This is a genomic window from Micromonospora sp. PTRAS2 (assembly GCF_054052245.1).
On record NZ_JBSWBU010000005.1, the window covers coordinates 79,253 to 104,728 of the forward strand.

2 protein-coding genes are annotated in these 25,476 nt (G+C 75.9%); both read left to right on the top strand.

The window, feature by feature from the left end; genetic code table 11:
- The first annotated feature begins 13 nt into the window (after positions 1 to 13).
- Positions 14 to 14,437 carry a type I polyketide synthase gene (locus ACVMYR_RS18400; protein WP_457122319.1) on the top strand — a complete coding sequence of 4,808 codons (14,424 nt, stop codon included), beginning with the start codon at positions 14 to 16 and terminating at the stop codon, positions 14,435 to 14,437.
- A 65-nt stretch (positions 14,438 to 14,502) separates the two neighbouring features.
- On the top strand, positions 14,503 to 25,443 hold the full coding sequence (locus ACVMYR_RS18405; RefSeq protein WP_228986343.1) for a type I polyketide synthase: 10,941 nt from the start codon (positions 14,503 to 14,505) through the stop codon (positions 25,441 to 25,443).
- Positions 25,444 to 25,476: the final 33 nt, after the last annotated feature.

Sequence of the window (25,476 nt, forward strand, 5' to 3'; positions counted from 1 at the left end):
AGGTGGGTCCACGGTGAGCAACGAGGACGAGAAGTACGTCGAGTACCTGAAGCGTACGACCTCGGAGCTGCGGCGCACCCGGCGTCGGCTGCGGGAGCTGGAGGCCCGCGACGGCGAACCCATCGCCATCGTCGCGATGAGCTGCCGCTACCCGGGCGGCGTCGCCTCGCCCGAGCAGCTGTGGGACCTCGTCCGCGACGGCGGGGACGGCATCGGCCCGTTCCCCGCCGACCGGGGCTGGGACCTGGACCGGCTGTTCCACCCCGACCCCGACCACCCCGGCACCAGCTACGTCTCCGAGGGCGGCTTCGTCTACGACGCCGCCGACTTCGACGCCGACCTGTTCGGCATCAGCCCCCGTGAGGCCCTCGCGATGGACCCGCAGCAGCGGCTGCTGCTGGAGACCGCGTGGGAGTCGTTCGAGCGGGCCGGCCTGCCCGTGGCCACCATGCGGGGCAGCCGCACCGGCGTGTTCGTCGGCGCGGCCTCGCACGGCTACGACGGGATCATGGCGCAGGCCGAGAACGGCGAGGGGCACCTGCTCACCGGCAACGCCACAAGCGTCATCTCCGGCCGCGTCGCGTACACGCTCGGCCTCGAAGGGCCGGCCGTCACCGTCGACACCGCCTGCTCCTCGTCGCTCGTCGCGATCCACCTCGCCGCCCAGGGGCTGCGCAACGGCGACTGCGAGCTGGCCCTGGCCGGCGGCGTCACCGTCATGCCCACCCCGGCGGTCTTCGTCGGCTTCAGCCGGCAGCGCGGGCTGGCCGCCGACGGCCGGTGCAAGGCGTTCGCCGCCGCCGCCGACGGCACCTCCTGGTCCGAGGGCGTCGGCATGCTGCTGCTCGCCCGGCTCTCCGACGCCCAACGCCACGGCTACCCGATCCTCGCCGTCGTGCGGGGCAGCGCCGTCAACTCCGACGGCGCGTCCAACGGCCTGTCCGCCCCGCACGGCCCCTCCCAGGTGCGCGTCATCCGCCACGCCCTCGCCTCGGCGCGCCTGTCGCCGGTGGACGTGGACGTCGTCGAGGCGCACGGCACGGGCACCCGGCTCGGCGACCCGATCGAGGCGCAGGCGCTGCTCGCCACGTACGGGCAGGACCGCCAGACGCCGCTGCTGCTGGGGTCGGTCAAGTCGAACATCGGCCACACCCAGGCCGCCGCCGGCGTCGCCGGTGTGATCAAGATGGTGCAGGCCATCCGGCACGGCGTCGTGCCGCCCACCCTGCACGTCGACGCGCCGTCGCAGCACATCGACTGGTCCGCCGGGGCCGTGGAACTCGCCACCGAGGCGCGGCCGTGGCCGGCCGTGGACCGGCCCCGCCGGGCCGCCGTGTCGTCGTTCGGCGTCTCCGGCACCAACGCGCACACCATCATCGAGCAGGCCCCCTCCGCCGAGGCGGCACCTGAGGATCTCGCCCCCGCGCGGGCGCTGCCCGCCGTGCCGGTGCTGCTGTCCGCCCGCACCGACGCCGCCCTCGCCGCGCAGGCGGGCCGCTGGGCCGCCCGGCTCGACGCCGACCCCGACGCACGTCCCCTCGACGTGGCGTGGTCGTCGGTCACCGCCCGCGCTGCCCTGGACAGCCGCGCGGTGGTCGCGGCGACGGGCCGCGACGACCTCCTCGCCGGGCTGCGCGCCCTCGCCGCCGGCACCCCGGCCGGCAACGTCCTGTCCGGTACGGCCACCTCGCGCGGCCAGCTCGCCGTGCTCTTCTCCGGTCAGGGCGCGCAGCGGGCGGGGATGGGTCGGGAGTTGTACGCGTCGTTCCCGGTGTTCGCGTCGGTGTTGGACGAGGTGTGCGGGCACCTGGACCGTGGGTTGCCGCAGCCGTTGAAGTCGGTGCTGTTCGCTTCGGAGGGCTCCGCTGAGGCGGGGCTGCTGGATTCGACGGTGTTCACGCAGGCGGGGTTGTTCGCGGTCGAGGTGGCCCTGTTCCGTCTGGTGGAGTCGTTCGGTGTGGTGCCGGACTTCGTGGGTGGTCATTCGGTTGGTGAGATCGTGGCGGCGCATGTGGCGGGGGTGTTGTCGCTGGAGCATGCGTGTGCTCTGGTGGTGGCGCGGGGTCGGTTGATGCAGGCGTTGCCGGCCGGTGGTGGGATGTTGGCGGTCAATGCGGCCGAGGCGGACGTGTTGGCGTCGCTGGACGGGCTGGCCTCGCGAGACGGGCTGTCCGACCGGGTCGGGATCGCCGCCGTCAACGGTTCGGCTTCCGTCGTCGTGTCGGGTGCGGTGGATGCCCTGGACGAGGTGGAGCAGGCGTGGCGGGGTCGGGGGGTGCGGACCCGTCGGTTGGCGGTGAGTCACGCGTTCCACAGTCCGTTGATGGAGCCGATGCTCGCGAAGTTCCGGGCGGTGCTGTCGCGGCTGACCTTCGCCGCGCCCGAGCTGCCCGTCGTGTCGAACGTGACCGGGGCGCTGGCCGATCCTGACGAGATCCGTGGCGTCGACTACTGGGTGCGGCATGTGCGGGAGGCGGTGCGGTTCGCCGACGGGGTGGCGGCATTGCGGGCTGCCGGGGTGGACACGTTCCTGGAGGTCGGCCCGCAGAGTGTGTTGACGGCGTTGACGGCGGAGGCGTTGCCCGAGGCTTCGGTGCTCGCGGTGGCCGCCCAGCGTCGGGATCGGCCGGAGGTCGCCGGTCTGCTGGCCGCCCTGGCGGAGCTGCATGTCAACGGGGTGTCGGTGGGTTGGCGGCCGTGGTTCGCCGACACGGGCGCGTCCCGGGTGGACCTGCCCACGTACGCGTTCCAGCACCAGCGGTACTGGCCCGAGGCCGGCGCGGTCGCCGCCGCGCAGGCCGAACACGCCGCCGGCACCGAGGGCGACTTCTGGGCCGCCGTCGAGCGCGGCGACCTGACCGAGGTGGCGTCCCACCTGGCCGTGCAGGACGATCCCGCCGCGATCGAGGCGCTCGCCCCCGCCGTACCGGTGCTGTCGTCGTGGCGGCGGGCCCGCCAGCGCGACGCCGCGCTGGACGCCTGGACCTACCGCGTCACCTGGAAACCCGTGCCCCCTGCCTTGGCCCCGACCCGGCCCCTGCCGGGCCGCTGGCTCGTCGTCACCCCCACCCTCCCTGCCGATCTTGCAGTTACGGCCCCCGAAACGGGCGGAACGCGGCTTTTGTCGGGGCCGGAACTGCAAGATCGCGGGGTGGTGGAGGCGCTGCGCCGGGGCGGGGCCCGGGTCGAGGTGCTCGGCGTTCGCGGTGGGGTCGGGCGGGGCGAGCTGGGGGAGGCGCTGCGGCGGCTCGGGGAGCCGGGCGCGGCTGGGGGACAGGAAGCCGGCGCTGAGCGCGGGGCTGCGGGGGATCGGGGAGACGCCGGGGAATCGGGCTGGGAAGCGGGCTGGGCCGGGGTGGTCTGCCTGCTGCCCGAGCGGGACGCGCCGCTGCCGGACGCCCCCGCCGTGCCCGCCGGCACCGCGCTGCTGCTCACCCTCGCCCAGGCGCTCGCCGGCACCGGCCTGCCCGGCCGGCTGTGGTGCCTCACCCGGGGCGCGGTCTCCGTCGGCGGCGGCGAGCGGATCGCCGACCCGTCGGCCGCGGCGGCCTGGGGCCTCGGCCGGGTGATCGCCCTCGAACAGCCCGACCGCTGGGGCGGCCTCGTCGACCTGCCCGGCACCGGCAACGGCGTCGACCTGCCCGTCACCGGCAGCGGCATTGACGACGGCCGGCTCGACCGGGCGGGCGGGGACGCCCTGCTCGCCGTCCTCGCCGACGCCGGCCACGACCAGGTGGCGATCCGCCCGCAGGGCGTCCTCGGGCGGCGGCTCGTGCCCGCCGCGCCGCCGGTGGGGTCGGGTTGGCGTCCGTCGGGGACGGTGCTGGTGACCGGGGGTACGGGTGCGTTGGGTCGGCACACGGCCCGGTGGTTGCTGGCCAACGGGGCGGCCGAGGTGGTGCTCGCGTCCCGGCGTGGCGCGGACGCCCCCGGTGCCGCCGAGTTGATCGAGGAGCTGCGGGGGACCGGGGCGGTGCGGGTCGTCGCCTGCGACGTCACCGACCGGGAGGCGGTCACCGCCCTCGTCGCCGGCCTGCCCGCGCTCACCGCCGTCGTGCACACCGCCGGGATCGTCGCCGACGGCGTCCTCGACGGACTCGACGTCGACCGGATGCAGGCCGTCCTCGCCGGCAAGGTCACCGCCGCCCAAGTGCTGCACGACGCCACCGTCGGCCGGGACCTCGACGCGTTCGTGCTGTTCTCCTCCCTCGCCGGGGTCGTGGGCAGCGCCGGGCAGGGCAACTACGCGGCGGCCAACGCCTACCTCGACGCGTTCGCCGCGTGGCGGCACGCCCAGGGGCTGCCCGCCACCGCCGTCGCCTGGGGCGCCTGGGCCGCCGACGGGATGGCCGCCGCCACCGCCGCGCTCACCGCCCGGCTCACCCGGGGCGGCATCAACCCGCTGCCCGCCGCGGAGGCCGTCAGCGCCCTCGGCCGGGTCGTCAACGCCGCCGGGCCGGCCGTCACCGTGGCCGACGTCGACTGGGGACGCCTCGCCGCGTCCTGGGGGCGGCCGAACCCGCTGATCGCGGCCCTGCCCGGCGTGCCCGCCGTGGCGACCGGCCCCGTCCGGGCCGTCGTCGTCGGCCGGTCCCTGCCGCAGCTCACCGAGCTGGTGCGCACCCAGGCCGCCGTGGTGCTCGGCTACCCGGCCGGCAGGCCGCTGCCCGAGCGCACCTTCCGGGACCTCGGCTTCGACTCGCTCACCGCCGTCGAGCTGCGTAACCGGCTCACGGCCGAGACGGGCATGACCCTGCCCGCCACCCTCGTCTTCGACCACCCCACCGTCGCCGAGCTGGCCGCCCACCTGCACGGGCTGACCAACCGGCTGCCCGGCGACACCCCCGGTGACGTCGTCGCCGCCGGCACCGACACCCACCGCGAGCCCGTCGCCATCGTCAGCATGAGCTGCCGGTTCCCCGGCGGGGTCAGCTCGCCGGAGCAACTGTGGGACCTCCTCGCCGACGGCACCGACGCGATGACCCTGATGCCCGGCGAGCGCGGCTGGAACATCGCCGAGCTGTACCACCCCGACCCCGAACACCTCGGCACCAGCTACGTGCGGGAGGGCGGCTTCGTCGCCGGGGCCGGCGAGTTCGACCCCGCCTTCTTCGGCATCAGCCCCCGCGAGGCCCTCGCCATGGACCCGCAGCAGCGGCTGCTGCTGGAGGCCACCTGGGAGGCGTTCGAGCGGGCCCGGATCGACCCGACCGCGCTGCGCGGTAGCCGCACCGGCGTGTACGTCGGCACCAACGGCCAGGACTACGGCTCGCTGCTGATGGCCGCCGGGGACGTCGACGAGAACTACCTCGCCACCGGCACCTCCGCGAGCGTCATCTCCGGGCGGCTGTCGTACACCTTCGGGCTGCACGGCCCCGCCGTGACCGTCGACACGGCCTGCTCGTCGTCGCTGGTCGCCCTGCACCTCGCCGCGCAGGCCCTGCAGGCGGGGGAGTGCGACCTCGCCCTCGCCGGCGGCGCCACCGTCATGGCCACCCCCGGCATCTTCGTCGGCTTCTCCCGCCAGCGCGGGCTGGCCGCCGACGGCCGGTGCAAGCCGTTCGCCGGGGCCGCCGACGGCACCGGCTGGGGCGAGGGCGTCGGCCTGCTGGTGCTCCAGCGGCTCTCCGACGCCCGCCGCGACGGCAACCCCGTCCTCGCCATCGTGCGGGGCAGCGCCGTCAACCAGGACGGCGCGTCCAACGGGCTGACCGCCCCCAACGGGCCCGCCCAGCAGCGGGTCATCCGGCAGGCCCTGGCCAACGCCGGGCTCACCGCCGACCAGGTCGACGCCGTGGAGGCGCACGGCACCGGCACCACCCTCGGCGACCCGATCGAGGCCCAGGCGCTGCTCGCCACCTACGGCCAGGACCGCCCCGCCGACCGGCCCCTGTGGCTCGGCTCCATCAAGTCGAACGTCGGCCACACCCAGGCCGCGGCCGGCGTCGCCGGGGTGATCAAGATGGTGCTCGCCATGCGGCACGGGGTGCTGCCGCCCACCCTGCACGTCGACGAGCCCACCCCGCACGTCGACTGGTCCGCCGGCCACGTCGCGCTGCTCACCGAGGCCCGCCCGTGGGAGCCCGCCGACGGGGTCCGCCGCGCCGGGGTCTCCTCGTTCGGCATCAGCGGCACCAACGTGCACACCATCCTCGAACAGGCCCCCGAGGAGGAGCCCGCGCCGGCCTCCGCAGAGCAGGCCGCCGCGCCGGCCCGGGAGTTGCCCTGGGTGCTGTCCGGGCGCACCGCCGACGCCCTCGCCGCCCGCGCCCGCGACCTCGCCGACCACCTCGACACCGTCGCCGACGACGCCCTCGCCGACGTCGGCTGGTCCCTCGTGGACACCCGCGCCGCCCACGACCACCGGGCCGTCGTCCTCGCCGCCGACCGCGCCGGCCTGACCGCCGCGCTGGGCGCGCTCGCCGCCGGAGAATCCGCCCCGGACACCGTCACCGGCACCGGTACGCCCGGCGAGGTCGCCTTCGTCTTCCCCGGCCAGGGCTCCCAGTGGGTCGGCATGGCCGCCGAGCTCCTCGACACCGCCGGAGTCTTCGCCGAGACGTTCGCCGCGTGCGCCGAGGCCCTGCGCCCGTACGTCGACTGGTCGCCCGTCGACGTGGTGCGCGGCGCGCCCGACGCGCCGTCCCTGGAACGCGTCGACGTCGTCCAGCCCACCCTGTTCGCCGTCGGCGTCTCCCTCGCCGCCCTCTGGCAGTCGTACGGGGTCCGCCCCGCCGCCGTCGTCGGCCACTCGCAGGGCGAGATCGCCGCCGCGTACGTCGCCGGGGCCCTCAGCCTCGACGACGCGGCGGCCGTGGTCGCCCTGCGCAGCCGGATCATCGCCGGCATCGCCGGGGACGGCGGCATGGTCTCCGTCGCCACCACCGCCGACGAGGCCACCGCCACCATCGCCCGTTGGGACGGCCGCGTCGCGCTCGCCGCCGTCAACGGCCCCACCTCCGTCGTCGTCTCCGGCGACTCCGCCGCCCTCGACGAACTCGTCGCCCACTACGAGGCCCGCGAGACCCGGGTCCGCCGGGTGCCCGTCGACTACGCCTCCCACTCCGCGCACGTCGAGCCGCTGCGCGAGCAGCTGGTCGACCTGCTCGCCGGGCTGACCCCCCGCACCGGCGAGATCCGGTTCTGGTCCACGGTGACGGGCGACTGGCTCGACACCGCCGGCCTCGACGCCGACTACTGGTACCGCAACCTGCGCCAGACCGTCCGCTTCGACGAGGCGGTGCGCAGCCTCGTCGCCGCCGGCTACCAGACGTTCGTCGAGGTGAGCGCCCACCCGGTGCTCACCATGGCCGTGCAGGAGAGCGTCGAGCTGGCCGCCGCCGACCCGGGCGCGGTCACCGTCACCGGCACCCTGCGGCGCAACGAGGGCGACCTCGGCCGGTTCCACCGGGCCGTCGCCGAGGTCTTCACCGGGGGTACGCCCGTCGACTGGCGACCCGCGTACGCCGGGCTGCCCGCGCGCCGCCGCGACCTGCCCACGTACCCGTTCCAGCGGCAGCTCTACTGGCCCCGGCCCGCCGCCACCACCGCCGCCCCGGCCCCCGGCCCCGCCCCCGAGGGTGAGTCCGACGCCCGGTTCTGGGCCGCCGTCGAGAACGGCGACCTGGCCGCGCTCACCGCCGAACTCGCCGCCGCCACCGACGGCGGCACCGTGCCCGAGTCGGCGTTCGCCGACGTGCTGCCCGCCCTCACCGCCTGGCGACGCCGGCACCGCGACCAGGCCACCATCGACTCGTGGCGGTACCGCGACGCGTGGCTGCCCGTCGCTGCGGACGGCGGCGACGAGCCCGCCCTCACCGGCACCTGGTGGCTGGTCACCGGCCCGGACGGCACCGACACCGACGGCAGCGCCGCCGGACAGCAGCGGGCCGGTGCCGCGCTCGCCGCGTTCACCCGCGACGCCCTCGCCCGGCGCGGCGCGACCGTCGTACCCGTGGCCCTGGCCGCCGATCGCACCGACCGCGACGCCCTCGCGGCCCGGCTGCGCGACCTCGCCGCCACCCACCCCGCCGCCGGGATCGTCTCCCTGCTCGCCCCCGACGAGACGCCCACGCCCGCCCACCCCCACGTGCCCGTCGGCTTCGCCGCCACCGTCACCCTCACCCAGGCCCTCGGCGACGCGGGCGTCCGCGCCCCGCTGTGGGCGCTGACCAGCGGCGCGGTCTCCACCGACCCCGCCGACCCGCTGCCGCACCCGGGGCAGCAGCTCGCCTGGGGCTTCGGCCGGGTCGCCGCCCTCGAACACCCAGACCGCTGGGGCGGCCTCGTCGACCTGCCCGCCGACCCGGACGACACCACCGGCCGCCGCCTCGCCCGCATCCTCGCCGGAGCCGACGGCGAGGACCAGGTGGCCCTGCGCCGGGCCGGCGCGTTCGGCCGGCGGCTGCTGCGCGCCCCGCTCGGCGACGCCCCCGCCACCCGGACCTGGCGGCCCTCCGGCACCGCCCTCGTCACCGGCGGCACCGGCGCCCTCGGCGGGCACATGGCCCGCTGGCTCGCCGCCAACGGCGCGTCCCACCTGGTGCTGCTCAGCCGGCGCGGCCGGCAGGCCGACGGCATCGCCGAGCTGGAGGCCGAACTGACCGGGCTCGGCGCGCGCGTCACCGTGGCCGCCTGCGACGCCGCCGACCGCGACGCCCTCGCCGCCGTCATCGCCGACCTGCCCGCCGAACACCCGCTCACCGCCGTGGTGCACACCGCCGCCGTCCTCGACGACTCGGTCATCAGCTCGCTCACCCTCGACCAGGTCGACTACGCCCTCAGTGCCAAGGTCACCGCCGCGCTCAACCTGCACGAGCTGACCCGCGACCACGACCTCGACGCGTTCGTCCTGTTCTCCTCCATGGCCGGCACCGTCGGCAGCTCCGGCGTCGGCAACTACGCCCCCGGCAACGCGTTCCTCAACGCCCTCGCCGAGCACCGCCGCGGCCTCGGCCTGCCCGCCACCTCCATCGGCTGGGGGGCCTGGGGCGGCGGCGGCATGGCCGAGGGCGACTTCGGCCGGATGCTGCACCGCCACGGCGCACCCGAGATGCACCCCCGGCTCGCCGTCGCCGCGCTGCACCAGGCCGTCGAGCACGACGAGACGTACCTGACCATCTCCCACATCGCCTGGGACCGGTTCTACGTCGCGTTCACCGCCACCCGGCCCGGGCCGCTGATCGCCGAGATCCCCGAGGCGCAGCAGCTCGCCGCCAGCAAGGGCCTCGCCGAGGCGAAGGAGACCGACGAGGCCGGCCCCGCCGCCGCGTTCGGCCGGATGAGCGCCGACGAGCGCCGGGCCGCGCTGCTCGACCTGGTGCGCGGACAGGCGGCCACCGTCCTCAAGTACGCCGGCGGCGACGCCGTCGACCCGCACCACGCGTTCCGGGACCTCGGCTTCGACTCGGTGACCGCCGTGGAGCTGCGCAACCGGCTCGCCACCGCCACCGGGCTGCGCCTGCCGGTGACCCTCGTCTTCGACTACCCCACCCCCACCGTCCTCGCCCGGCACCTGCACGAGGAACTCGGCGGCGGGGCCGAAGCGGTCGCGCAGACCGCCTCCGTGTCGCTCACCGACGACGAGCCCGTCGCCATCGTCGCCATGTCCTGCCGGTTCCCCGGCGGTGCCGTCGACCCCGAACGGTTCTGGCAGATGCTGCACGCCGGCCGCGACGCCGTGTCCGACCTGCCCGGCGACCGGGGCTGGGACATCGACCGGCTGTACGACCCCGACCCCTATTCCTCCGGCACCTCCTACGTCCGCAGCGGCGCCTTCCTCTACGAGGCGGCCGACTTCGATGCGGCTTTCTTCGGCATTTCGCCCCGTGAGGCGATGGCGATGGACCCGCAGCAGCGGTTGCTGCTGGAGGCGTCGTGGGAGGCGGTGGAGCGGGCAGGGGTTGATCCGGCGGGGTTGCGGGGTTCGCGAACAGGGGTGTTCGTCGGCACGAATGGCCAGGACTATGGGGCCCTGCTCATGGTGGCCGTGGACGAGGTGGAGGGCTTCGCGGGCACGGGGAATGCCGCGAGCGTGGTGTCGGGTCGGGTGGCGTACGCGTTGGGGTTGGAGGGGCCGGCGGTGTCGGTGGACACGGCGTGTTCGTCGTCGCTGGTGGCGTTGCACCTGGCGGTGCAGGCGCTGCGGCGCGGCGAGTGCGATCTCGCGCTGGCCGGCGGCGTCACCGTGATGGCGACGCCGGGGCTGTTCGTGGAGTTCTCCCGGCAGCGCGGCCTGGCCGCCGACGGCCGCTGCAAGGCGTTCGCGGCCGGCGCGGACGGCACCGGGTGGGGTGAGGGCGTCGGGGTGCTCCTCGTCGAGCGGCTGTCCGACGCGCGGCGTAACGGTCACCGGGTTCTCGCCGTCGTACGCGGCTCCGCCGTGAACCAGGACGGCGCGTCGAACGGGCTCACCGCGCCGAATGGTCCGTCGCAGCAGCGGGTGATCCGGCAGGCCCTCGCCTCGGCGGGATTGTCGACGGCGGACGTGGACGTGGTGGAGGCGCACGGCACCGGCACCACGCTGGGTGACCCGATCGAGGCGCAGGCGCTCCTGGCCACCTACGGGCAGGGCCGCCAGACGCCGCTGCTGCTCGGCTCGGTGAAGTCGAACATCGGCCACACGCAGGCGGCGGCCGGCGTCGCCGGGATCATCAAGATGGTCCTCGCCATGCAGGAGGGCGTCGTCCCGGCGACGCTGCACGTGGACGCGCCGTCGCCGCACATCGACTGGTCTGCGGGCGCGGTGGAGTTGGCGACCGAGGCGACGCCGTGGCCGCAGACGGGTCGTACGCGGCGGTCGGCGGTGTCGTCGTTCGGCATCTCCGGCACCAACGCCCACGTCATCCTCGAACTGCCCGACGACCTGCCCGCCGCCGAGGCCACCGGCACCGACGGCCTCATCGCGGCCGACGGCACGGGCGGTCCGGGCCTGGTCGTCGCCGGGGTGACGGTGTGGCCGGTGTCGGCCCGGTCGAAGGCTGCCCTGGCCGGTCAGGCGGCCCGCCTCGCGCGGCACCTGCGCGAGCACGGCGACGTGGAGCCGGCGGCGGTCGGTTGGTCCCTGGCGACGACGCGGTCGACGTTCGACCAGCGGGCTGCCGTGGTCGGCTCGGGTGTGGAGGAGTTCCTCGCCGGGTTGGACGCGCTTGCGTCCGGTCAGCCGGCGGGCAACGTGGTCGCCGGTGTGGCGTCGGGGCACGGTTCCGGGCCGGTGTTCGTGTTCCCGGGTCAGGGTGCGCAGTCGGCACGCATGGCCGCCGGTCTGGTGGGTCGTGCGCCGGTGTTCGACGCGAAGCTGGCCGAGTGCCAGCGGGCCCTCGCCCCCCACCTCGACGTGGATCTCGTGTCGGTGCTGACCGGCGACGACGAGTCGTGGCTGGAACGGGTGGAGGTGGTGCAGCCGGTCCTGTGGGCGGTGGGCATCGCCCTGGCGGCGGTGTGGGAGCACGCGGGCGTGTCCCCGCAGGCGGTGGTCGGGCACTCCCAGGGTGAGATCGGTGCCGCCTGCGTGGCGGGGATCCTGTCCCTGGAGGACGCGGCGAAGACGGTGGCGCTGCGGTCGCGGGCGCTTGCGGTGTTGCGGGGGACCGGTGCGATGGCGTCGGTGGACCTGTCCGCCGACGCGGTCACCGAGCGTTTCCCCGCGTTCCCGGGTGTGGGTGTGGCGGCGGTGAACGGCCCGTCGACGGTGGTCGTGTCGGGTCCGCCGCAGCCGGTCGCGGAGCTGGTGGATGCGTGTCAGGCGGACGGGATCCGGGCGCGGTTGATTCCGGTGGACTACGCGTCGCATTCGCCGTCGGTGCAGGACGTGGCGGAGCGGCTGCGGGCGGATCTGGCTGACGTCGCCCCGCAGTCGGGTCGGGTCCGGCTCGTGTCGACGCTCACCGGTGACTGGGTGGATCCGGCGTCGATGACCGCCGACTACTGGTATGACAACCTGCGGCAGACCGTCCAGTTCGACGCGGCCGTGCGGGTCGCTGTTGCCGCCGGGCACACCACGTTCGTGGAGATCAGTCCGCATCCGGTGCTGACGATGCCGGTGACGGCGATCCTCGACGATGCCGGCGTCACCGGCCACACCCTGGGCAGCCTGCGGCGGGGTGACGACGACCCGGCCCGGCTGCTGACCAACCTGGCCACCGCGCACGCGATCGGCCTGCCCGTCGACCTGACGAAGGTCCTCGCCGGGGCCGGCGTGGTGCCGCTGCCCACGTACGCGTTCGACCGGGGTCGGTTCTGGCCCACGAAGGCCGAGCTGGCCGGCGCGGACGAGGCCCCGAGCGGCGTCGACTCCGCGTTCTGGGCGGCCGTCGAGCGGGAGGACCTGGCCGCGCTCGCGGAACTCACCGCGCAGGACGCCACCGACTCCCTCGAACGGCTCGGCGCGGCCCTGCCGGTGCTCGCCTCCTGGCGACGGCAGCAACGCGAGCGCTCCACCCTGGACGACCTGCGCTACCGCCCCGTCTGGCAGCCGTACACCGGCACGCCCGTCAGCTTCCTCTCCGGCGACTGGTGGGTCGTCGCCGACGAGCGCCACGCGGGGGAGGGCGAGGCGGCCGTCGCCGAGCTGACCCGCCGGGGCGCCGACGTGCGGCTGGTGCTCCTGCCCGAGGAGCTGACCGACCGGGCCGCCGTCGCCGCCCACCTGGCCGCCGCGACCGGTGACGGCGACGGCGGACGGGTCCCCGCCGACGGGGTGCTGTCGCTGCTCGCCCTCGCCGACGGCGCGGTCGACGACACCCAGCCGGTGCCGCCGTTCCTCGCCCGGTCCCTCGCCCTGGTCCAGGCCCTCGGCGACCTCGACGTGGCCGCACCGCTGTGGTGCGTCACCCGGGGCGCGGCCGGCACCACCCGGGGCGGGACGATGGACCGGCCGGAGCAGTCGCTGCTGTGGGGCCTCGGCCGGGTCGTCGCCCTGGAACACCCCGAGCGGTGGGGCGGCCTAGTCGACGTGCCGGCCACCCTCGACGACCACGGCTGGGACCTGCTCTGCGCCGTCATCGCCGGCCTCGACGGCGAGGACCAGGTCGCGGTCGACGGGGCCACGATCCTCGTCCGCCGCCTCGTTCGGGCCCCCGGCGGGACCCCCGCCGCCGACGAGCCCGACCACCGGGGCACCACCCTCGTCACCGGCGGCACCGGGGCCCTCGGCGCGGAGGTGGCCCGCTGGCTGGCCGCCCGGGGCGCCGAGCACCTGCTGCTGGTCAGCCGCCGGGGCGCCGACGCCCCGGGCGCCGCCGACCTGGTCCGGGAGCTGACCGGGGCGGGCACGCGGGTCACCGTCGCCGCCTGCGACGTCGCCGACCGCGCCGCCCTGGCGAAGCTGCTCACCGAGGTGCCGGCCGACGCGCCGCTGACCGCCGTCGTGCACGCGGCGGGCGTCCTCGACGACGGGGTCCTCGACGGGCTCACCGCCGACCGGATCGCCACCGTGCTGCGGCCCAAGGTGCTCGGCGCGCTGCACCTGCACGAGCTGACCGTCGGCCGGGAGCTGCGCGCGTTCGTGCTGTTCTCCGCCATGGCCGGGCAGCTCGGCGCGGCCGGGCAGGGCAGCTACGCCGCCGCGAACGCGTACCTCGACGCGCTGGCCGAGCAGCGGCACCGGCAGGGCCTGCCGGCCACGTCGATCGCCTGGGGACCGTGGGCGGCCGGCGGGATGGCCGCCGCCGACCCGGCCGTGGAGGAGCGCCGCCGCCGCACCGGCGTCGCCCGCCTCGACACCGCCCCCGCGCTCGCCGTGCTCGCCCACTGCGTGGCCCGGCGCGAGCCGGCGACGCTGGTGGCCGGCATCGACTGGGCCCGGTACGTGCCCGGCTTCGTCGCCGTCCGGCCCAGCCCGCTGCTCGCCGGCATCGCCGAGGCGCAGCAGGCCGCCGCCACGCGGGCCGACGACGCCGGCACGAACGCCGAGTCCCTCGCCGCGCTGCTCGCCGGGCAGACCGACGCCGAGCGGCGCAAGACCCTCCTCGATCTGGTACGCGGCCAGGCCGCCGCCGTGCTCGGGCACGCCTCGATGGACGCCGTCGAACCCGACCGGGCGTTCCGGGAACTCGGCTTCGACTCGCTGACCGCCGTGGAGTTGCGCAACCGGCTCACCGTGGCGACCGGCGTCCGGCTGCCCGCCACGGTCGTCTTCGACTACCCGACCGCCGCCGGCCTCGCCGAGTACGTGCGGGCGGCGATCGTCGACGGCGGGGTGGTCGGCGTCGCGCCGGTCTTCGGGGAGCTGGACCGGCTGGAGGCGGCGCTCACCGGCTCGGCACCGGACCGCAGCGCCCGGATCCGGATCACCGAGCGGCTGCGAGCCCTGCTGGCCTCCCTCAACGCCGACGACGCCCCGGCGGGCGCGGGCGGGGACACCGTCGCCGGGAAGCTCCAGGACGCCACCCCCGACGAGGTCTTCGACTTCATCGACCGGGAGCTGGGGGTGTCCTGACGTGAACGCTGCCGGGGCGACGGACCAACACGGATCGACGGGTCAACACAAGGAGTGGGCGGTCCATGGCTGACGAGGCGAAGCTTCTCGACTACCTCAAGCGGGTCACCGCCGACCTGCACCAGGTGCGGCAGCGCCTGCGCGAGGTGGAGGCCGGCGAGCAGGAACCGATCGCCATCGTCTCCATGAGCTGCCGCTTCCCCGGCGGCGTGCGTACGCCCGAGGACCTGTGGGACGTCGTCGCGTCCGGCCGGGACGTGGTCGGCGACTTCCCGGCCGACCGGGGCTGGGACCTGGGGGCGCTCTACGACGCCGACGGCGAGCAGTCCGGCACCTCGTACACGCGGCAGGGCGGCTTCGTCCACGACCTGGCGGACTTCGACCCGGGCTTCTTCGCGATCTCCCCCCGCGAGGCCCTGGCCATGGACCCGCAGCAGCGGTGGCTGCTGGAGACCTCGTGGGAGGTCTTCGAGCGGGCCGGCATCGACCCGCACTCGCTGCGCGGCAGCCGCACCGGCGTCTTCGCCGGCTCCACCGGCCAGGACTACGGCGGCGTGCTGATGGGTGCCGCGCAGGGCCTGGAGGGGCACCTGATGACCGGCAACGCCGGCAGCGTCGTCTCGGGCCGCATCTCCTACACGTTCGGCCTGGAGGGGCCGGCGGTCACGATCGACACCGCCTGCTCGTCGTCGCTGGTCGCCCTGCACCTCGCCGGGCAGGCGCTGCGGCAGCGGGAGTGCACCCTCGCCGTCGTCGCGGGCGTCACCGCCATGTGCACCCCGGCCGCGTTCGTCGAGTTCTCCCGGCAGCGCGGCCTGGCCGCCGACGGCCGCTGCAAGGCGTTCGCCGCCGCCGCCGACGGGACGGGGTGGTCCGAGGGCGTCGGCGTGCTGCTGCTGGAGCGGCTCTCCGACGCGCAGCGCAACGGCCACCCGATCCTCGCCGTGGTGCGGGGCTCCGCCGTCAACCAGGACGGCGCGTCCAACGGGCTGAGCGCCCCCAACGGGCCATCGCAGCAGCGCGTGATCCAGCAGGCCCTGGCCAACGCCGGCCTCGCCGCCGGCGGCGTCGACGTGGTGGAGGCGCACGGCACCGGCACCCGCCTCGGCGACCCCATCGAGGCGCAGGCGCTGCTCGCCACGTACGGGCAGGACCGGGGCGACGCCGCGCCGCTGCTGCTCGGCTCGATCAAGAGCAACATCGGGCACGCGCAGGCCGCCGCCGGCGTCGCCGGTGTGATCAAGATGGTCCTCGCCATGCAGCACGGCGTGGTGCCGCCCACCCTGCACGTCGACGCCCCCACCCCCCAGGTCGACTGGGACGCGGGCGCCGTCGAGCTGGTCACCGAGGCCACCGAATGGCCGTCCGTCGCGCGGCCCCGCCGGTCGGCGGTGTCGTCGTTCGGGGTGTCCGGCACCAACGCCCACGTCATCGTCGAGCAGGCCCCGACCGCCGAGCCGGCCCCGGCCGACGCCGCGCCGTCGGCCGACCGGCCGGTCGTGCCGGTGGTGGTGTCGGCCCGCGACGCCGCCGCGCTCGCCGCGCAGGCGGGCCGCTGGGCCGAGAGGCTCGACGCCGACGCCGACCTGCGCCCTCTCGACGTCGCCTTCTCGTCGGTCGCCACCCGCTCCACCCTGGACCACCGGGCGGTCGTCGCCGCCGCCGGCCGCGACGACCTCGCCGCCGGGCTGCGGGCCCTCGCCGCCGGGGACCTGTCCGGCGCGGTGGTCGGCCAGGCCGCCGACCGGGGTCCGCTCGCGGTGCTGTTCTCCGGTCAGGGCGCGCAGCGCGCCGGGATGGGCCGGGAGTTGTACGCGGCGTTCCCGGTGTTCGCCGCCGCGCTGGACGAGGTGTGCGCCGGGCTGGATCCGCTGCTGCCGCAGCCGCTGAAGCCGGTGCTGTTCGCCGATGAGGGTTCCGCCGAGGCGGCGTTGCTGGATCAGACCGTGTTCACGCAGGCCGGGTTGTTCGCCGTCGAGGTGGCGCTGTTCCGGCTCGTCGAGTCGTTCGGGGTGGTGCCGGACTTCGTCGGCGGGCACTCCGTCGGTGAGATCACCGCCGCGCACGTGGCCGGGGTGCTGTCCCTAGCCGACGCGTGTCGGCTCGTGGCCGCCCGGGGTCGCCTGATGCAGGCGTTGCCGGCCGGGGGCGGGATGCTCGCGGTCAACGCGGCCGAGGCCGACGTGGCGGAGTCCCTGCACGGTCGGGCCGACATCGGGATCGCCGCCGTCAACGGGCCCACCTCCGTGGTGGTCTCCGGCGCGGTCGAGGCCCTCGACGAGGTCGAGCAGCTCTGGCAGGGCCGGGGCGTACGCACCCGCCGGCTGGCCGTCAGCCACGCGTTCCACAGCCCGCTGATGGAGCCGATGCTGGCCGAGTTCCGGGCCGTCCTCGCCACGCTGACCTTCGCCGCTCCCGTCCTGCCCGTCGTGTCCAACGTGACCGGGGCCCTCGCCGACGGTGACGACCTGCGGACCGCCGACTACTGGGTGCGGCATGTGCGGGAGGCCGTCCGCTACGCCGACGGGATCGCCGCGCTGCGCGCCGCCGGGGCGGGCACCTACCTGGAGATCGGGCCGTCGAGCGTTCTCACCGCGCTGACCGCCGAGATCCTCCCCGACGCCGAGGGCGTGCTCGCCGTCGCCGCCGGACGCAAGGACCGGCCCGAGGCGGACGCCCTGCTCGCCGCCCTCGCCGAACTGCACGTGCACGGGACCACCGTGGACTGGCAGCCGTGGTTCGCCGGCACCGACGCCACCCGCGTCGACCTGCCCACGTACGCGTTCCAGCACCAGCGGTACTGGCCCGAAGCCGGCGCCGGGTGGACCGGTGACGTCACCGCCGTCGGCCTGCGCCCCGCCCAGCACCCCCTGCTCGGCGCGGCCGTCGGCGTCGCCCACGCCGAGGGATTCCTGTTCACCGGGCGGCTCGCCCGGCGCACCCACCCGTGGATCAGCGACCACGTCGTCTTCGACACCGTGCTGCTGCCCGGCACCGGCTTCGTCGAGCTGGCGTTGCAGGCCGGCGCGCACGTCGGCGCGGACCACGTCCGCGAGCTGACCCTGGAAGCGCCGCTGATCCTGCCCGAGACCGGCGGCGTCGACATCCAACTCTGGATCGGCCCCGCCGACGACACCGGCTGCCGGTCCGTCTCCCTGCACTCCGCCGTCGACGGCGAACCGGCCGAGGGCGGCGAGCGCGGCTGGACCCGCAACGCCAGCGGCGTACTCGCCGGCGGCCCGGCCGCCCCCGCCGGCCCGCCCGGCTGGTCCGACCTCACCGCCTGGCCGCCCCCCGGCGCCACCGAGGTCCCCACCGACGACCTTTACGTCAACCTCGCCGCGCAGGGCTACGACTACGGCCCGTCCTTCATCGCGCTGCGCTCCGCCTGGCGGCGCGGCGACGACCTCTTCGCCGAGCTGGCCCTGCCGGAGACCCCGGCCGCCGAGGCCGGCGGGTACGGCCTGCACCCGGCGCTGCTCGACGCCGCCCTGCACACCCTCGGCCTCACCACGCCGGCCGGCGAACCGTCCGGCGCGGACGTCCCGCCCGGCTACGGCCGGCTGCCGTTCTCCTGGAACGACGTCGCCCTGCACGCGGCCGGCGCGGCGGCGGCCCGGGTCCGCGTCTCGCACACCGGCGCCGACAGCGTCTCCCTGCTCCTCGCCGACGTCGACGGCGCGCCGATCATCTCCGTCGGCTCCCTCGTGCTGCGGCCCGTCTCCGCCGACCAGCTCCGCGTCGCCTCCGGCGGCGGCACCGAGTCGCTGTACCGCATCGAGTGGGCCCCGCTCGCCCTGCCCGCCGGACCGTCGGGCGCGGACTGGGCGGTCGTCGGCGACGCCGCCGGCCTGACCGACGCGCTCGCCACCACCGGGACGGCCGTCGCCGCGTACCCCGACCTGGCGGGCCTGGCCGCCGCGCTGGACGCCGGCACGGACGCGCCCGGCGTGCTGGTCGTGCCGTTCCTCGACCCGCCGGCCACCGACGACGTGCCGCGCGCCGTCGCCGGGGTCACCCACCGGGCGCTCGACGTGCTGCAGCGGTTTCTCGCCGACGACCGGTACGCCACCTCCCGGCTCGTCGCGCTCACCCGGGGTGCCGTCGCCACGGCCGCCGACGCCGACCTGACCGACCTGGCCGGCGCAGCCGTCATCGGCCTCGTCCGCTCCGCGCAGTCGGAGAACCCCGACCGGTTCCTGCTGGTCGACGTCGACGACCCGGCCGGCTGCGCCGCCGCCCTCGTCGCCGCCGTCGGCACCGACGAGCCGCAGGTCGTCATCCGGGCCGGCGTCGCCGCCGGGGCCCGGCTCACCCGCGTGCCGGCCCCCGCCGAGCCGCCCGCCGCCCCGTTCGACGGGGACGGGACCGTGCTCGTCACCGGCGCCACCGGCACCCTCGGGCAGCTCATGGCCCGCCACCTCGTCACCGTCCACGGCGTCCGGCACCTGATCCTCACCAGCCGGCGCGGCCCGGCCGCCGCCGGCATCCCCGAACTCTGCGCCGAACTCGCCGAACTCGGCGCGACCGTCACCGCCGCCGCCTGCGACGTCGCCGACCGCGACGCCGTCGCCGAGCTGCTCGCCGCCATCCCCGCCGCGCACCCGCTCACCGCCGTCGTCCACGCCGCCGGGGTACGCGACGACGGCGTCGTCTCCTCCCTCACGCCCGAGCGGATGGACGGCGTGCTGCGGCCCAAGGTCGACGCCGCCTGGCACCTGCACGAGCTGACCGCCGGCCTCGACCTGAAGGCGTTCGTCTCGTACTCGTCACTCGCCGCCACCGCCGGCGGCCCCGGCCAGGGCAACTACGCCGCCGCCAACGCGTTCCTCGACGGCCTCGCCCAGCACCGCAGGGCGCGCGGCCTCGCCGCCCAAACCCTCGCCTGGGGCCTGTGGGCCGACCGCAGCGGCATGACCACCGAACTGGACGACGTCCACCTCAACCGGATCTCCCGCTCCGGCGTCGCCGCCATGGAGGCCGAGGAGGGGCTGGCCCTCTTCGACGCCGCCTGCCGCCGCACCGACGCCGCCCTCGTCCCCGCCCGCCTCGACCTCGCCGCGATGAAGGTGCAGTTCGCCGGGGGCAGCATCCCGCCGCTGTACCGGGCCCTGATCCGCACCCCCGCCCGCGCCGCCGCCGCGACCACCGGCGCGTCCCTGGTCCAGCAGCTCGCCGCGCTCGGCGACGCCGACCGGGTCGCCGCCCTCGTGGAGATCGTCCGGGGGCAGGCCGCCGCCGTGCTCGGCTACCCCGACCCGGCCGCCATCGAGCCGCGCCGGGCGTTCAGCGAGTTCGGCTTCGACTCGCTCACCGCCGTCGAGATGCGCAACCGCCTCAACAACGCGTTCGGGATGCGGCTGCCCGCCACCCTCGTCTTCGACTACCCCACCCCGGCCGACCTCGCCGCCCACCTCGGCACGGAGATCGCCGGCACGCCGGTGCCCGTCCGGCCCGCCACCACCAGCGTGGCGGTCGGCGACGACGAGCCCCTCGCCATCGTCGGCATGGCGTGCCGGCTCCCCGGCGGCGTGTGGTCCCCCGAGGACCTGTGGCGGCTCGTCGCCGACGGCGTCGACGCGGTCACCGACCTGCCCACCGACCGGGGCTGGGACCTCGACAGCCTCTACAGCCCCGACCCCGACGCCAGCGGCACCTTCTACGCCCGCGGCGGCGGCTTCCTGCGCGGCGTCGACCGGTTCGACCCCGGCTTCTTCGGCATCAGCCCCCGCGAGGCCCTCGCCATGGACCCGCAGCAGCGGCTGCTGCTGGAGACCACCTGGGAGACCTTCGAAAGCGCCGGCATCGACCCGGCGACGCTGCGGGGCAGCAGCACCGGCGTGTTCGTCGGCACCAGCGGCCAGGACTACGGCAGCCTGCTCGCGTACTCACCGGAGGCCGCCGAGGGCTACATGCTGACCGGGATGACCAGCAGCGTCATCTCCGGCCGGGTGGCGTACACGTTCGGCCTCGAAGGGCCGGCGGTCTCCCTCGACACGGCCTGCTCGTCGTCGCTGGTCGCCCTGCACTGGGCCGGCCAGGCGCTGCGGGCGGGCGAGTGCGACCTGGCCCTGGCCGGCGGCGTGATGGTCATGGCCACCCCGACCGCCTTCGTCGAGTTCTCCCGCCAGCGCGGGCTGGCCGCCGACGGCCGGTGCAAGTCGTTCGCGGCGTCGGCCGACGGCACCGGCTGGTCCGAGGGCGTCGGCATGCTCCTCGTGCAGCGGCTCTCCGACGCCCGCCGGCAGGGCCGGCACGTCCTCGCCGTGGTACGCGGCACCGCGATCAACTCCGACGGTGCGTCGAACGGTCTGACCGCGCCGAATGGTCCGTCGCAGCAGCGGGTGATCCGGCAGGCGCTGGCGAATGCGCGCCTGTCGACGTCGGATGTGGACGTGGTGGAGGCGCACGGCACGGGCACGACGTTGGGTGACCCGATCGAGGCGCAGGCGCTGCTGGCCACCTATGGGCAGGATCGCCCCGGCGACCGGCCGCTGCTGCTCGGGTCGATCAAGTCGAACATCGGTCATGCGCAGGCGGCGGCGGGTGTGGCGGGTGTGATCAAGGTGGTGCAGGCGATGCGGCACGGGGTCGTGCCTGCGTCGTTGCACGTGGATGAGCCGTCGCCGCACATCGACTGGTCGGCGGGCGCGGTGGACCTGGTCACCGAGGCGCGGCCGTGGCCGGTGGTGGACCGGCCCCGTCGGGCGGCGGTGTCGTCGTTCGGCATCTCCGGCACCAACGCCCACGTCATCGTCGAGCAGGGCGACGAGCCTGTGGCCCCGGCCGTCACCGGCGTCCCCGGGCTGCTGGCCGCCGACGTGACGGTGTGGCCGGTGTCGGCCCGGTCGAAGGCGGCCCTGGCTGGTCAGGCCGAGCGGCTGGCCGCGTACGTGCGGGAGCACGGCGTGCTGGACACCGCTGCGGTCGGTTGGTCCCTGGCGACGACGCGGTCGACGTTCGACCAGCGGGCCGCCGTGGTCGGTTCGGGTGTGGAGGAGTTCCTCGCCGGGTTGGACGCGCTTGCGTCCGGTCAGCCGGCGGGCAATGTGGTCAGCGGTGTGGCATCGGGTCACGGTGCGGGTCCGGTGTTCGTGTTCCCAGGGCAGGGTGCGCAGTCGGCACGCATGGCCGCTGGCCTGGTGGGCCGTACGCCGGTGTTCGACGCGAAGCTCGCCGAGTGTCAGCAGGCCCTCGCCCCCTACCTCGACGTCGACCTCGTCTCCGTGTTGACCGGCGACGACGAGGCGTGGTTGGAGCGGGTCGAGGTGGTGCAGCCGGTCCTGTGGGCCGTGGGCATCGCTCTGGCTGCGGTCTGGGAGCACGCGGGCGTGGTGCCGCAGGCGGTGGTGGGTCACTCGCAGGGTGAGATCGGTGCGGCGTGTGTGGCGGGGATCCTGTCCCTGGAGGATGCGGCGAAGACGGTTGCCCTGCGGTCGCGGGCTCTTGCGGTGTTGCGGGGGACGGGTGCGATGGCGTCGGTGGACCTGTCCGCCGACGCGGTGGCCGAGCGTCTCCCCGCGTTCCCGGGTGTGGGTGTGGCCGCGGTGAACGGGCCGTCGACGGTGGTCGTGTCGGGTCCGCCGCAGCCCGTCGCGGACCTGGTGGACGCCTGCCAGGCCGAGGGCATCCGCGCCCGCCTGATTCCGGTGGACTACGCGTCGCACTCTCCGTCCGTGCAGGACGTCGCGGAACGCCTCCGTGCGGACCTGGCCGACGTGACCCCGCAGTCGGGTCGGGTCCGGCTCGTGTCGACGTTGACGGGTGACTGGGTGGATCCGGCGTCGATGACGGCGGACTACTGGTATGACAACCTGCGGCAGACCGTGCAGTTCGACGCCGCCGTCCGCGTCGCCGTCGCCGCCGGGCACACCACGTTCATCGAGATCTCCCCGCACCCGGTGCTGACGATGCCGGTGACGGCGATCCTCGACGACGCCGGCGTCACCGGCCACACCCTGGGCAGCCTGCGCCGGGGTGACGACGACCCGACGCGACTCCTGACCAACCTCGCCACCGCGCACGCGATCGGCCTGCCCGTCGACCTGACGAAGGTCCTCGCCGAGGCCGGCGTGGTGCCGCTGCCCACGTACGCGTTCGAGCACCAGCGGTTCTGGGTGGAACCGCCCGCGCACCGGGCGCAGGACGTCGCCTCCGCAGGCCTCCAGGACGCCGGACACCCGCTGCTCAGCGCTACCCTCACCTTCCCCGACAGCGAGCGGATGGTGTTCACCGGCCGGCTGTCGGTGCGTACCCACCCGTGGCTCGGGGAGCACCGGGTGATGGACAACATCCTGCTGCCCGGCACCGCGTTCGTGGAGCTGGCGACGTACGCGGGCGAGCAGGCCGGTTGCCCGAGGGTCGACGAGCTGACCCTGCTCGCCCCGCTCGTCCTGCCCGAGCTGGGCTCCCTCCAGGTGCAGCTCACCGTCGCCGAACGCGACGACGACGGCCGCCGGGCCGTGCAGCTGCACTCCCGCCCGTACCGGGACGGCTCCGACGAGATCCTCGCCGACGTGGCCTGGACCTGTCACGCCACCGGCCTGCTCGCCCCGGCCCCGGCCGACCCGCCCGCCTTCGATCTCGGGGTGTGGCCGCCTCCCGGCGCGACCCCCGTCGAGAACGACGACTTCTACTCCGGCATCGAGGCGACCGTCTTCGGGTACGGGCCGGCGTTCCGCGGCCTGCGCGCCGCGTGGACCCGGGGCGACGAGGTCTTCGCCGAGGTGGAGCTGCCCGCCGACCACCACGCCGAGGCGGGCCGGTTCGGGGTGCACCCGGCGCTGCTCGACGGCGCGTTGCAGGCCATGTCGATCGGCGGCTTCCTCGGTCGGATGGGCGACGGCGACGACGCCACCGTGCCCCGGCTGCCGTTCGCCTGGACCGGGGTGTCCCTGCTCGCCGCCGGGGCCACCGCCCTGCGGGTGCGGGTCAGCGCGGCCGGCGAGGTCGGGGTCGCCTTCCAGGTGGCCGACGCCACCGGCGCGCCGGTGCTGCACGCCGAGTCCCTGATCATGCGCCGGGTCTCCGGTGACTCCCTCGGCGCGGCCCGCTCCGGCCGGCACGAGTCGCTGTTCCAGGTGGACTGGCCGGCGCTGCCCGTGCCGACCGGCCCGGTGCCGGCGGCCACCCGCTGGGCGGTGCTCGGCGGCGACGACCTGACCCTCAGCGCCGCCTGCGAGTCGGCGGGCGCGCGGGTGCGCAGCGACGTCGACCTGGACTCGCTCGGCGACCTGCTCGCCGGGGGTGAACCCGCGCCCGAGGCCGTGATCGTCGGGGTCGGTGGCGGCGGGGACGACGACGCGGACCCGGGTCTCGCCGCGCAGGCGCGGGCCACGACGCACCGTACCCTCGCGGCGGTGCGGACCTGGCTCGCCGACGACCGGTTCGCCGGGTCCCGGCTGGTGCTGGTCACCCGCGACGCGGTCGCGGCGGGGGAGCAACCGGCGGTCAACCTGGCCCAGGCCCCGGTGTGGGGCCTGCTGCGCACCGCGCAGCTCGAACACCCGGGCCGGCTGCAACTGGTCGACCTCGACGCCGACCCGGCCAGCGCCGCCGCGCTGGCCCCCGCGATCGGCTCCGGCGAACCGCAGCTCGCGGTGCGGGCCGGCCAGGTGCGTGCGCCGCGCCTCGGCCGGGTCCCGGCCGGGGTGGAGCCGCTGCCCGGCGGCGTCGACCCCGACGGCACCGTGCTGATCACCGGCGGCACCGGCGTGCTGGGCCGGATCCTGGCCCGGCATCTCGCCACCACCCACGGCGTGCGGCACCTGCTGCTGGCCGGGCGGCGGGGCGCGGCGGCCGACGGCATCGGCGACCTGGTCGCCGAGCTGGCCGAGGCCGGTACGCGGGTGACGGTCGTCGCCTGCGACGCGGCCGACCCGGACGCGCTCGCGGCGCTGCTGGCCGGGGTGCCCGCCGCGCACCCGCTCACCGCCGTCGTGCACGCCGCCGGTGTCCTCGACGACGGCGTGCTGGAGTCGTTGACCCCCGAACGCGTCGACGCGGTGGCCGTGCCGAAGATCGACGCGGCGTGGCACCTGCACCGGCTCACCGCCGGCCTGGACCTCGCCGCGTTCGTGCTGTTCTCCTCGGCGGCGGCCACGCTGGGCAGCGCCGGCCAGGCCAACTACGCGGCAGCCAACGCGTTCCTCGACGCGCTCGCCGCGCACCGGCGGGCCCGGGGGCTGCCCGGCATCTCCCTCGCCTGGGGCCTGTGGGAGCAGGCCAGCGGCATGACCGGCCACCTCGGCGACGCCGACGTGCGGCGCATCGCCGAGCAGGGCGCGGCGGGCCTCGCCACCGGGCAGGCCCTGGACCTCTTCGACGCGGCGTGGCGGCTCGACGCGGCGGCGGTCGTGCCGATGCGCCTGGACGTGTCGGCGCTGCGCGCCCAGGCCGAGGCGGGCGCCCTCGCGCCGCTGCTGCGGGCCCTGGTCCGGGCGCCGATGCGGCGCTCGGTCGACGCCGGCGCCCGCACCGGCGGGGTGCCGCTGACCCAGCGGCTCGCCGGCCTGGCCGGGCCCGAACGGCTCAAGGTGGTGCTCGACGTGGTTCGGGCCAACATCGCCGCGGTCCTCGGCCACGCCAGCGCCGACGCCGTCGACCCGGGCCGGCTCTTCACCGACCTGGGCTTCGACTCGCTCACCGCCGTCGACCTGCGTAACCGGCTCAACGCCCTGTCCGGGCTGCGGCTGCCGGCGACGCTGGTGTTCGACTACCCGACGCCGGCCGCGCTCGCCGAGCGGCTGGCCGGCGACATCGCCGCCGACGCGGCCCCGTCCACCCAGCCCATCTTCTCCGGCATCGACACCGTGGAGAGCCTGCTCACCACCATCCCGCTCGACCCGGCGGCCCGGGACCGGTTCACCGCCCGCGTGCGGGACCTGCTCGCCAAGGCGACCGACCTCGCCGCCGGTCCCGTCGCGGAGCAGGACCGGCCCGATCTCGACGCGGCCAGCGACGACGAGATCTTCGACTTCATCAGCAAAGAGTTTGGAATCTCCTGAGATGACCGACTTCCGGATCGAGGCAGGTGCGAC

Bases quoted from the DNA above. Each gene is read 5' to 3' on its own strand.
- ACVMYR_RS18405 (WP_228986343.1), top strand. From the start codon at position 14,503: ATGGCTGACGAGGCGAAGCTTCTCGACTACCTCAAGCGGGTCACCGCC.